This window comes from Spirosoma fluminis, assembly GCF_054778895.1.
In genome coordinates this window covers 59,785-72,135 of the sequence record NZ_BAAGZD010000011.1, presented here as the reverse complement: position 1 = coordinate 72,135, position 12,351 = coordinate 59,785, and the positions used below count along the sequence as shown (strand labels likewise).

The window sequence follows — 12,351 nt, the reverse complement described above, 5'->3', positions numbered from 1 at the left end:
TGACCTCACTGCACTTACTCCCTCTGCTACACTCCCCTATTACCATCGTTCCATCAGCGCGACTAGGGGTTGGTACAGGCGCGTGTAAAAAATCTGCGTGGCTACGGCCAGAAACACGAAGCCGGTTACCCGGTTGAAAATTGTGACGACCCGGGGCGTAAAGAGCCGTTTGAGTCGGTTTGCGTAATAAGCCAGCGCGGTTTCTGTCACAAAAACGCCAACCAGAGCGGCCCCCATAAACCCGTATTGTTCAGCCACCGTGTAGTGCAGGTGCGAGCGGATGTAGGCGACAATAGCCACCCACGACACGAAATTGACTGGATTCAGGGCATTCAGAAAGAAACCGGTGGTGAAGTAATACACAAAGTTACCAAAGCGGGTTTGTGGGTAGGCCAGCCGGGGCGTGCCCTTCAGGATGTTCACCAGGCCCATGGCGATCAGGAACAACACGCCGACAATAGCCATTATGTGTTCAAAACCCTGCATTTTAGGAATGAACGCCGTGCCAAGCAGAGCTGCCAGCACGAACAGAATATCGCCGATGATGACGCCAAAGACAATTTTGAGCCCCGAACGGAATCCGTTGTCGACACTATTTTGAATTAGCGCAAAAAAAACGGTTCCGAACGTCAGGCAGAGCGCCACACCGACCAGAAACCCGTATAGAATAGGTAAAAACACAGGTAGTTACGTTGTAAAGTTATACAGTGCTACAGTTATCAAGTTGCAAAGGTAGCCTGCAGGGGTGCCCTTTAGGACGAAATCAGCCTGCTGCAACTTTATTTCTACAACCTGATAACGTCTCAACTGTTAGATACCCCGAAGCCGGGCCACCATCAAAAGACCGCTAACGCTCAGCGAATCAGTGATCTGACTCGTCATGGCCATCTCAACGGCCTGAGCCAGGGGAAGTTTCCAGATGCGAAGATCTTCGGTTTCTTCGGGCGCGTGTTCACCCTGCACCAAGTTCTCGGCTACGTAGAGAAATCCTTCTTCGTCGGTGGCTGAATTGGAGGTATGAATCCGCGCAACTTTTGTCCACTGACCCGCTTCCAGGCCGGTTTCTTCTTTCAGTTCGCGTTTGGCGGATTCGAGCGGATCGGTACCGACGGGCGAGCCACCTTCGGGAATCTCCCAGGAATATTCATTGAGGGGGTAGCGATACTGACCAACCAGGTACGTATTGCCTTCGGCGTCAATCGGAATAACGCCTACCGCTTTGTTCTTGAAACTCACCACTCCGTATATACCCGGTGTACCAGCGGGGGTTACGACTTCTTCGTGCCGGATCGACAACCAGTCATTATCATATTTGACCGACGAATTCAGCGTCTGCCAGGGATTTTCAGTCCTATTCATGCGAACGAAAATACGGACTTTACCTTCAGGAATCGTTATCTTTGTTGAATCTGTATGGCTCCGCAGCTCAATCGCTACCGACATTCGCTGACTGCGGTGTCGGTTCGAACGACTGCTCAGGTGCCAATAACCCCAGATTACTCCTGGACCCAAACCCGTTTACAGACGTCATTTCCTGAACTTGATGAGAGCCAGTCAAAAAACAAAATACCGCTGGATGGGCGTCTCGCTGGGGTTGAGCATCATCCTGCTGGCTCTCAAATTCACGGCCTATTTTCTTACGTCATCAACGGCCATCCTGACCGATGCCGTCGAATCCATCGTCAACGTAATCGCCAGTGGCTTTGCCTTTTACAGCATTTATCTGGCTGGGCAACCCGCCGATCAGAATCACCCGTATGGACACGGCAAAGTCGAGTTTTTGTCCTCCGGCTTTGAAGGAGCCATGATTCTGTCGGCTGGTCTGGTTATTCTCTGGCAGGCTGTCCTCAGCTTTTACGAACCCAAGGTGCTGAGTAACCTCGATGTGGGGCTGGCGCTGATTGGCGGAACGGCCGCGGCCAACGCCTTTGTGGGCTGGATGCTGGTGCGCACGGGCCGCACAACCGATTCGCTGGCTTTAACCGCCGACGGCCGGCACCTGCTGACCGATACGTTCAGTAGTGTGGTAGTGATGGTAGGCGTAGCGGTCGTAGCCCTGACGGGTCAGCAGTGGGTTGATAGTGTACTGTCGCTGGTGCTGTCGTTCGTGATCATTTATAATGGCTTTCAGTTGATCCGGCAGTCGGTGGCCCGCCTGATGGACGAAACAGACCTGCCAACGCTCGACCGGGTGGTTTCGCTGCTCAACGTCCACAAAGACCGGAACTGGATTGACGTGCATAACCTGCGCGTTCAGAAGTACGGGGCCGACCTGCACGTGGACTGCCACCTGACACTACCTTATTACTGGGAGCTGAACCAGGTGCATGACGAAGTGCATCATTTTGAAGATACGATAAAAGCCGGCTTTAACAACGAAGTAGAAATCTTCGTACATACTGACCCCTGTGAACAAGCCTGCTGCCACTACTGCCGCGTGGCCGATTGCCCCGTGCGGGGGTTCGCCTTCGTCCGCGATGTAGACTGGACGGCCGAAAATCTGCCCCTGAATCAAAAGCATTTTGTGCCACTCACCTTGCCGGGCATGACGCAAGGCTGATGAACCACTGAATACCGGCTAGCGTACGGGTAATATCCAGACAAACGAAAACGGTGCCCCTTCGTTGGTCAGCCCCTGCATGACAATACGTACCCGCTGAGCGGTGTCGTTGAGTGGCACCATTAGCCTCGCCAGTCCATCGGCATCAGTATAGCCAATCGGATTCCAGTATAATACGTCGCGGTGATCGGGTTGGGAAGCCGTTTGGTCTGCCTTATGTTGGGGAACGTAAAACTCACGCGGGCTCGCTAGTCCCCATACCCAGGTTTCGGCACTGGCGGGTGGTGCTTCCGGCGTTTCTTTCCCACTCCGGCTGTATATGGCAATCACCCCCGAACCGGCCCTGGCTCCGTAAATACCGGCGGTACCCGCGTTTTTCAACAACTCAACGCGGCTGATTGTCCGGGGGTCAACATTTCTGATCATCTCGTAATTGGTATATACCCCATCGAGCAGATACAAAGGAGAGTTATTACCGAAACTTCCTATTCCGCGAATAGTAACAGCATACTCACCATTTACCTCTACAATGTTGACTCCGGGCAATCGTCCTCGCATCAACTCGAATAGATTAGTAAAATTGTTATTGTCATCCACGGTCAAGATGGCATCAGCGTCTCCGTGCATACTGAACCCCTTATCGGCCGACCGGTCAGTTGAGGGCTTGTTGGCTCGCACGACAACTTCAGCCAGTTGCCGGGCACTGGAATCGCGGTAATACGCAGGATCATCCGTCTGCCGGATACGGGCCTTATTCAGGTAAGCCAGAAGCGGCTGTTCGTTCAGAATGGGCGAAGCCGGACTGGCAAACGGCCGCCCTGGCGAATCGAAGGTAACGGTCGCTTTGGGCAGGTCAGGCACCCAGGCTTTTAGCTGAACTTTACCCGGAATCAGCAAGCCATTCATCCGAAAATTGCCCTGCTCATTGGTTGGTAGGCCACGCACCAGTTTCTGCCCGTTAAATTCGAACGATAGCATTACCGTTTTTTGGCTTACTACGTTACCACGGGCATCGCGAACTCGCCCGCTGATTGCCCAGCCCGCCGTAGAGTCAGCCGGTTGAGGAGCCGGTAGCCGACGCCAGCCCTGAGTGAGCAGCAAATCATCGATATCGCTTAAGTGCTCATTATCCAGGTAATACGCTGGTGACTCGATTGGCCCGCGCAGGCCGCTTGTCAATAAGAGGTAGGTCCGAAAATCCGTCGTTGCGCTATCGTCGGGGAGTTGATCGGCGTCCGTAACCGAAGCCGACCACGTTGCCACAACGGGGTAATTATCGGCATCGCGCAATTGTAATCCAACGGCCATGGTATCCCGACTGGCGTACCGCGACTTGCCTTTTACTACCTGCATCTGCAAGGGGCTATTCCGCTCGGGGACAAACACCAACCGCTCAGCCAATGGCTGACCCGTAGCCGCCGACAAGGTCAGCCGACTAACGCCGGGCAACAGGGCCGTTGCCGGTAAGGCAAACTGAAGTTCTCCTTTACGTATCTGCCAGGTCTCGCGGTAAACGAGCAACTCCTGGTTGTACAGGGCAATAGACACGGGTTGTTCGGCAAAGCGACCCGTAGCCCGAACGGTTATCCCTAAACGGCTGCTGTCTGACAGGATGTCGGCCGCCAGGGTCATGCCCTCCGTTTCGGCCGGAGGCAATGCAACTCGGGGCTGTGCTAAACCCGTTGGCGACTCGAACACAGCGACGTAGCTACGACCCGGCTGCGGACTGAGCGATACGTGCCCCATCCCCAGTCGATTTGTGGTAAAGCGAGTTACTTCGGCATCCGTATCATCAACGATTCGACCGCTTAAGGCAAAACCACGCCCGTCAGGTTTAAGGGCTTTTATTCCAAACCGGCCAGGTACACCCACTAACCAGCGTCCGCCCTCCGCTAAAAACTGCACATCGGGCTGTTGACTCGCCAGACCAGGTGATGCAGCAGGCGACATTGGATTCTCTGCTCTGGCTGGTTGCTCGTTTGGCAGTCCAGGCTGGCGGCTACTCAGGATCGAAAATATTCCCTCAAACCCGGGTCCACTCGTCAGCGAGTCGGCGTCGGTATAGGCCCGTAATCGATACGTGCCTGAACGGATTGTGTCGGACAGCCAGAGTTCGCTGCCCGCCCGTCCGTCGGTTACCGGTAGCCATTGATGAACAAGCGAGCGCCCATCGGGGGCAATCAATTCAACGTGCATGGGCTTACCACTATGTCCTAACACGGGCAGATGCCTGACCGGATCGAGCACGTAGGCACTCAGCCACAGATGATCGCCGGTAGCGTACAGTGATTTATCGGTATGCAAGTACACCAGCGGTGCCGTCCGACTACGTTGCCGACGACGTTCAGCCCGTAACGAATCGGCTTGACCGTCCGTTTTTACGGGTCGTCCGGCTTTTATATCGATAGCGACCAGTGTTTCTTTATCGGCAGGCATCCAGTCGGCAGGGAGCAGAGTGGCCAGTCGGTCATTGCCCAGGTAACCGCGCACATCCAGCCCTTTAGGCTGGGTAATAGTCCCCGTGGTGGTCACGGAAAACTCGTTATCGGGCAGCAACAGCACCGAATAGGCCGCCGGGGAATCGCCGTAGGGCGAGTTACGCGTGTAAATCCGGTCGTAGTACACCTCGATAGCGTCTTCAGAAACGAACCGACGCTCAAAGGCCAGTTCACCGGGTTTAAACAAAGCAGATGCCTGTGGAAGGCTGATGCGCTGACGGTCGACAGTCCGGACTCTGGGCAGTAGGGCCTCCGTCTGCCCATCGTTGAGCAGCAAAGGTGTCTTGTATAGTACATATCCCTCCTGCTCATACGTACCCGATAGCAGGCTACTCATCAGATGACGTAACGATCCTTCGTACGCCTTAAGCCGGTTTGCCCGCCACTTGGCCTGCTGCCGCGTGTCTGTGGTCGGTATTTCTTCAAAACGTGCCGCTCCGGCGAAGTGCATCCGATTTCGGTAGACATCGAAATGCAGCAAATCATAAAACAGCCGGTAGCCAAGGGCCAGGTTTTCGATAACCAACGGCTCGGCAGCCTGTGCGGTCAACCGGCCTTTTTCTTCGGTAAACGACAAGACATTTTCGTTGGTGATTCGGCACTCGCGGGCCATCGGTCGACTGCCCAGCAACTCCCGGCTAAACTGGCGAAACTGGCGAATCCATACCCGACTATGCCGCGCCGTAACCGTAACTGCCGACAGCGCGTGGCCGGTCGGGTCGAGCACAAGGTCAATCGTACGGGTTCGGGTACTGGTTAACCGCAATGCCTGGCGAGCGGCCTTATACCCCAACGCCGACGCCACGATTTCCACATCCCCCAGCGGTACGTTCGTCAGGTGGTAGACACCGTTCGAGTCGGCTGTAGTCCCCCGTGTGCTATTGTTTATGTACACGGTGCTGAATGGAACGGGTTTACGACTGGCCGCATCAAGTACGTGTCCCGTCAGCGAGACCACCGATTGCTGAGCCGGAGCCTCTATAACAAACCAGAAACAGGCAACTAATAAGCACCGGAACGATCGCATGGCAGAAGTTGGGTTAGGAACCGTTAAGTTAGAAAGAACCAGCCAATCCACGGCTATGTATGTAATGCGCAACCCGTGTGCTGATCAGCAACTTCAGGAGCTGGTAACACACGGAGAGAAAATGACGACCGCCAAGTCAGTAATTTCCACCTCCAACCCGGAAATTTGGTTACCCTTCGCAGGATAACCGGAGTCATTCGTGCGAACGAATGCGAGCGCAAGCCGTATACGCCTTCTCCGAAGATTCAGGGCTGTTTCTGCTTTCGATTTGTCACCTTTACCCCTTATGTTTGTGCATAACGGAGTTTACTTTTTGTAAGCGTCAACTTTATTTTTTTAACTGTGCACAACACGTCGCCAACAAACCACTACCCGTTCTTGCAGGGCGGTGGCGAGATGGGTCAACTCACCCGGCAATATGATTGGACAAGTACTTCGCTGGGTAGCCCGGACCAATGGCCCCAAAGTTTACGGACTACGCTGAGTATTCTTCTCAACTCCCGGTTTCCCATGTTTCTTTTCTGGGGAAACGAATTGCTTTGTTTTTATAACGATGCTTACCGGCCCAGTCTGGGCAATACGGGCAAACATCCCTGGGCCTTAGGTCGGCCAGGATCTGAGGTTTGGCCCGAAATCTGGCCCCTGATCAAACCCCTGATTGACCAGGTATTAGCGGGTCAGGGCGCTACCTGGAGCGAAGATCAGTTGCTGCCGATTTACCGGAATGGCCAGCTCGAAGATGTCTATTGGACATTCAGCTACAGCCCGGTCAGCGATGAGTCGGGGCAGCCGGCGGGTGTGTTTGTTACCTGCACCGAAACGACCGACAAAGTCCTGACCCTCAATCAGCTTAGATTGTCGCGGCAGCGCTTTGAGAATCTGGTGCGGAAAGTCCCGGTGGGTATTGTAGTAGTCATCGGTGAGGAAATGCGGGTAGGCATCGTTAACGAGTCCTACGGACGACTGGTTAGTCGAACGGTGGCGGAGTTGCAGGATCAACCCCTGTTCGATATTCTATCCGAAGCCGCTGACCCTTTTCAGAACATCATCAGCACGGTCCGTTTGTCGGGTGAGCCGGCTTATCTGTATGAACAGTCTTACTCTGTGTACGCGAACGGCGAGCGTCAGGAAGGTTACCTCAATCTGACTTATCAGCCTTACAGAGAAGACGACGAGATAATCACCGGGGTTATGATCATTTGTCAGGATGTATCCCAGCAGGTGCTGACGCGTAAGAAGATTGAGCAGAGTGAAGCCAAGTTCCGGACTCTCATCGAAGAGTCCCCTGTAGCTACGTGTTTGTTCGTCGGCCCTCAGATGCGCATCGATCTGGCCAACGATACCATGATCAGCTATTTCGGCAAAGGGCCTTCCATCCTCGGCAAACCCATCCGCGAGGTGTTAACTGAACCGAAAGACCAGCAAGCCCTGGACTTGTTAGACCAGGTATTTTCGAGCGGACAAGCGTTTGAAGCGAAGTCGGCTCCGGCTGATTTGACCATCAACAACGTAGCGGGTACGTATTATTTTGATTTCAGCTTAAAGCCTTTGCTGAACACAGATGGTGAGGTGTACGCCATAATTGAGATGGCGATTGACGTAACGGAGCAGGTACGGGCCTGGCAGCAACTCGAAGAAAGCGAAGCGCGGTACCGAAACGCATCCACCGAACTAGAGCAGCAGGTGCAGGAGCGCACCGCTGAACTGGCCAGCCTGAACGAAGAATTAGCCGCTATCAACGAAGAACTGATGGCCACCAACGAAGAGCTGGCATCGGCCAACCGGGAATACGTCACCATCAACGAAGAGTTGGCGGATACGACCCAGGAACTAACCGAATCCAATGCCCTGCTGCTGCGCTCGAACGAAAACCTGCAACGGTTTGCCTACGTAGCCTCGCACGATCTGCAGGAGCCGCTTCGCAAAATTCAGCAGTTTGGCGATCTGTTGAAAATGCGCTATGACGTATCCTCCGGCGATGAGATCGACTACCTCGAACGAATGCAGTCGGCCGCCCGGCGGATGTCGGTGCTGATCCGCGACTTACTGACGTTCTCCCGCATATCGACCCAGCGCGAAGCGGGCGATCTGGTACCGCTGAATCAGGTAGTTGATTCGGTTTTGACGGACTTAGACCTGATTATTGAAGAAACTGGGGCCAATGTGCTCATAGACCCTCTGCCGACCATCGTGGGCGATGCCTCCCAGCTGGGCCAGTTGTTCAGCAACCTGATGAGCAATGCCCTGAAATTTCGCCGGACCGGGGTACCACCCGTCATTCAGATCAGGACGGGCGTAATCACGGCCAATCAGCTACCACCTGCTGTTAAACCCGGCCGTAGTGCCACTATGTATCACCGTATTGAGGTAGCCGATAACGGGATCGGGTTCGAGGAAAAGTACCTGGATCGCATGTTTCAGGTTTTTCAGCGGCTTCACGGGCGTAGTGAATATGCCGGTACGGGCATTGGCCTGGCCATCTGCGAAAAAGTAGTCACCAACCACGGGGGCGCAGTTACGGCTACCAGCCAACCCGGTCAGGGAGCCACCTTCCATATTTATTTACCTGCCTAAGTGCCCCCAATACGTAATGCATCCGGCTCCGGCTTTTCGTAAGCACCTACCTGTTTTGTCCTGGAAGAAGTCCATCATTGCCTAGCAACACGTGGCGTACAATAAATACTGGCATTTATTTTATCAGAATAGTTGTATTAAATCTTTTTATTTGCCAATTTTGACTCACTCGCTTTTTCGACAGACTAGTAAAGACATTGCTTTTTTCAATTCAGGTTGTATTCAATGACTAGCAAAAAACGGCCCTTCCTAGTGAATTGGGGCCGTTTTTTCTTTCGTTTACTCCCTTTCCTTTCCCACCCCCTCTTTTTTACCGCCATCCAACGATTCATCAAGCGGTCGTTTTCATTCATCCCTCCACCTGAGTTTCGCTTAAAGTAAAAGCCCCTCACCACTAGTGAAGGGCTTACTACGGCAACGAACGTCTGCTACGTGACCACTGCGTTAAGTAAAGAAACAGATAATTTTTACTACGAAAAATATCCTTCTTCATATATCGGGATTGTCTTAGCTTGACTTTATCCTGGGCAGCATTAGGGTAGAGTCAAGCTTGGCAGTTGCTGAGAAAACGAGCACCCAACAGTTAGGGTAAATGAACCAGCTCGGCGGAAATCTGACAGCTATCCCTCATCAGTTTAGCGAAAGGCAAATTGCCTTTTGGCGCCATCAGGTAAAGTTGACCTCCCCGAACGGCGGCAAGTTGACTTAAGAGTTTTAGTTTAGATGTCAGGGGTTTTATCTCATCGGTTTTAATAACTAGTTCAAAGTAAGACTTTTGGTTGAACTGTTTGCCCGTTACATCCGGCGTAAACGATAGACCATCTTGTTGCCTGTCGTACGTGATCGGTTTTTCATAGCCATCGGCATTGGCTTTTATGTCAACGAAACCGTGGCTTCTGGCCCAGTCGGCTACCCGCTGTATATGTGCTTTTTTGTTCATAATCAAGGCATTTTACTTATAAAGTTAGGCGGCCGGATCTGTTTGCAGCCCGCTATGGTATGGTTTCGGTTGATGAAATTATACTGCTGGAAACAGCGACTTTATCCATCAGTCATCGTTAGCTTTCAGTCCGTCGGGCTGTACTTCTGGTGAAACGGGCTTTTCCGGTTCAACATACGATTCAGGCCGTATTGCCAGTACGGGAATATGGGCATTGTGAATGATCTGCTGGGTGAAAGGTCCGATAAAAAAGTTATCGCTTGTCGTAGCAAGCCTGGCGGTAATAACGAGCAAATCGGATTGCAATTCATCAGCCTTCTTCAGGACCGTTTCAGCCATCGTATCCGTTGGACAGAATAAGATCTGGCTCTTGATTCCATCCTGAGCAAGCCTTTTGTCCAGATCAATAAGTGAATCCTCCAACTGGTCTATACTAACGACCTCGTCAGGCACAGTAAGGGCCAACACGGTCAGTTCAATGCTGTCCCGACGGATAATTTTTCGCGCAAATTCATATTTATCAATTGCATTGGGGATGGGACGCACCGGAAAAAGAATACGATGGAACATAGCCATTTGGTAATTGTCGGGTACCGTCAGCACCGGGCAGGGTGCCGATTTAATAACCTGATACGCGTCGTTGTTTGTACGGTAAGCCTGAAAGCCTGAGCCGACGCGCGTACCCATAACAATCAGTTCAGCGTTGAGTCCACAGGCCGTCCGGCTTACTTCTTCATGAACCAGCCCCGTCTGGTAACTACCTGAACACAAAATTCCCTGCTCCTGAGCTGTTACCTGGGCCAGCATCTGAATCATCGTTTCTCCTTCCCGAATAAGGTGATGGTCCGCCAACGCCGACCCTAATTTATCAGATGCGTCTACACCAACTGTTTCGGGCGGTAATACACATAATAAATGAAGCGCGGTTTGGTGCTGGCGGCAAAATGAAATGGCAACGGCCAGGGCATTGAGCGATGTTTCGGTAAAATCTGTGAAAATAAGTACCCTCTCTATTGGCAGACTATTCATACGACTTGAATTTTATCCTTCTCCTGCCAGGCATTGCAGACTGAGAATCCCAAAAACGATATTTAATCTTAAGAAGAAATTAAGCCAGCCTTAGAATTTGCTTAGAGTTCTTTGTCCCGGCGATGTGAACGGTACTTTTCCGGGTTTGCGCGAAACTGCGGGGATGGCAAATCCTGAACACCTGATGATAATTTCGGTTTTCCTATTGTAAGATGTTCCCGTCGTTTCGTTATGAAAATCAATTATCAACTCATTATCGGCCTTTTCAGTTTGACATTACTGGTACTGGCCAGACCCGCAGACGCTCAACGCAGTAGTCCGACGATCACTGATGTAAAAGCCAGTGGCGTGAAAACCGGCACAAACCTGGGGCTCAGCGCGGCTCAATCAACCAACCACACCACATTGCTTCAGTTGCTGAAAGCGTCAGGTCTGCTTAAACAGGCTTACGGCAAGGGGCCATACACCGTATTTGCCCCAACAAATGCGGCTTTCTTAACACTCCCGGATGGCGATCTAAACGAACTGCTGTTGCCGTCGAGTAAAAAACGACTTGTTCAGTTTCTGGCTTACCACGTAGTGAACGGAAGAATCACCTCGGATCAGTTGAAAGATGGACAGACACTCACCAACCTGGCCGGACAAATTTTAGTGGTTCACAAACAGGGCAATGACATAACCATCAAAGACGGGCGGGGTACGGTAGCCGATGTTGTTCAGGCAGACATCCGTGCCACAAACGGAGTTGTTTACTCCATCAGCCGGGTCTTGCAGCGGGTTGTCAACAAAGGGCCGATTGTTCGTTAACGATAGACATCCTACGAGAAGCGACAGATGTATGGATTATATTCCAAATTAATGATGGCCTGGGCCTAGGGAAAAATTGTCTGAAATCAGTACGCACATCGATTCTCCGCCTGCTTTCTAACCAGATTCTAAGCATTGCTTAAGCTTTACCTAATCTTTTGAGAGTTTACCTAATATTCAGCCAGCGAACAATCTGATAATCAACCTCGTCTGACTGCAGATACCTAACTAAATTACTTGAATTATGGCCGCCGACACACATGCCAATCACAGTTCAATAATACCTTCGCCTACGTCCCGACTCACGCTTATCCTGTACGGAGTAATTGCGCTGCTAGTAGTGGGCATCGGCTACCTGCTCTACCGAAATATCCGGTTGACTAATGAAGCCGAGCAACAGCGTAGTCAATTACGGACCACTGTACAGGAAAACCAACTCAATACCGACCGCCAGCAACTAATGTTTGGGATGAAAACCTTTGTCTGGGCTGTACGTAACGCGATGCTACAGAACAAACCAGGTGAGATTAACGAGTATTTTAACACACTGGTTAAAGACCGGGGAGTTCAGGAAGTATTACTGATTGATCCGGCCGGGAAGGTCACAATCTCAACCAATAAGAAAAATCAGGGTATCGCATTTGCCAGCCGCTTTCCGGGCTATCTGCTGCAACAGGAGGACGTGTATTTCAACAATAAAAAACCGTATGAACTGTCGGCACCGGTTACGGGGCCAAATAAACGGTTAGGTACGCTGGTGATGTTTTACAGACCCATGCCCATTCTAACAGATTAGTCTAGTAATCCGTTTCGGGCAGCGCACCAGCGAGGCCCCTGACACTGGCTACGGTTACGGTGCCGTCGGGCAAACGGATGATCTCTATCGACGCCATACAGACCGTTACGTTTGACGCAG

The 12,351-nt window shown here is 52.0% G+C and carries 9 protein-coding genes; 4 read left to right on the top strand and 5 right to left on the bottom strand.

Annotation, left to right across the window (positions count from 1 at the left end):
• Window positions 1–39 precede the first annotated feature (39 nt).
• Both ACYVBJ_RS14510 and ACYVBJ_RS14505 read right to left on the bottom strand, forming a co-directional pair.
• Window positions 40–681, bottom strand: a complete 642-nt coding sequence (locus ACYVBJ_RS14510) for a LysE family translocator (protein WP_460983027.1) — start codon at window positions 679–681, stop codon at window positions 40–42.
• Between the two features lie 129 nt (window positions 682–810).
• Window positions 811–1,359 carry an NUDIX domain-containing protein gene (locus ACYVBJ_RS14505; protein WP_460983026.1) on the bottom strand — a complete coding sequence of 183 codons (549 nt, stop codon included), beginning with the start codon at window positions 1,357–1,359 and terminating at the stop codon, window positions 811–813.
• A 184-nt stretch (window positions 1,360–1,543) separates the two neighbouring features.
• Here ACYVBJ_RS14505 and ACYVBJ_RS14500 point away from each other — a divergent pair, with 184 nt between their 5' ends.
• Window positions 1,544–2,560 carry a cation diffusion facilitator family transporter gene (locus ACYVBJ_RS14500; RefSeq protein ID WP_460983025.1) on the top strand — a complete coding sequence of 339 codons (1,017 nt, stop codon included), beginning with the start codon at window positions 1,544–1,546 and terminating at the stop codon, window positions 2,558–2,560.
• 18 nt (window positions 2,561–2,578) lie between these two features.
• Here ACYVBJ_RS14500 and ACYVBJ_RS14495 read toward each other — a convergent pair whose 3' ends face one another.
• A complete protein-coding gene (locus ACYVBJ_RS14495) occupies window positions 2,579–6,085 on the bottom strand; it encodes a carboxypeptidase regulatory-like domain-containing protein (protein ID WP_460983024.1) in 3,507 nt (1,168 codons plus the stop codon).
• A gap of 396 nt (window positions 6,086–6,481) precedes the next feature.
• Here ACYVBJ_RS14495 and ACYVBJ_RS14490 point away from each other — a divergent pair, with 396 nt between their 5' ends.
• On the top strand, window positions 6,482–8,659 hold the full coding sequence (locus ACYVBJ_RS14490) for a PAS domain-containing protein (protein WP_460983196.1): 2,178 nt from the start codon (window positions 6,482–6,484) through the stop codon (window positions 8,657–8,659).
• Window positions 8,660–9,242: 583 nt separating this feature from the next.
• Here ACYVBJ_RS14490 and ACYVBJ_RS14485 read toward each other — a convergent pair.
• Together ACYVBJ_RS14485 and ACYVBJ_RS14480 are read right to left on the bottom strand one after the other, a co-directional pair.
• Window positions 9,243–9,599 (bottom strand): hypothetical protein, encoded by a 357-nt coding sequence (locus tag ACYVBJ_RS14485; RefSeq protein WP_460983023.1) that lies wholly within the window; start codon window positions 9,597–9,599, stop codon window positions 9,243–9,245.
• 108 nt (window positions 9,600–9,707) lie between these two features.
• Entirely contained in the window at window positions 9,708–10,628 is a 921-nt protein-coding gene (locus ACYVBJ_RS14480; protein WP_460983022.1) for a universal stress protein, read from the bottom strand.
• A 231-nt stretch (window positions 10,629–10,859) separates the two neighbouring features.
• Between ACYVBJ_RS14480 and ACYVBJ_RS14475 the strand changes: the two genes are divergently transcribed.
• Together ACYVBJ_RS14475 and ACYVBJ_RS14470 are read left to right on the top strand one after the other, a co-directional pair.
• Entirely contained in the window at window positions 10,860–11,435 is a 576-nt protein-coding gene (locus ACYVBJ_RS14475) for a fasciclin domain-containing protein (protein ID WP_460983021.1), read from the top strand.
• A gap of 244 nt (window positions 11,436–11,679) precedes the next feature.
• The gene (locus ACYVBJ_RS14470; protein ID WP_460983020.1) at window positions 11,680–12,231 is read left to right on the top strand and encodes a hypothetical protein; all 552 of its coding nucleotides are present in this window, start codon (window positions 11,680–11,682) and stop codon (window positions 12,229–12,231) included.
• Window positions 12,232–12,351: the final 120 nt, after the last annotated feature.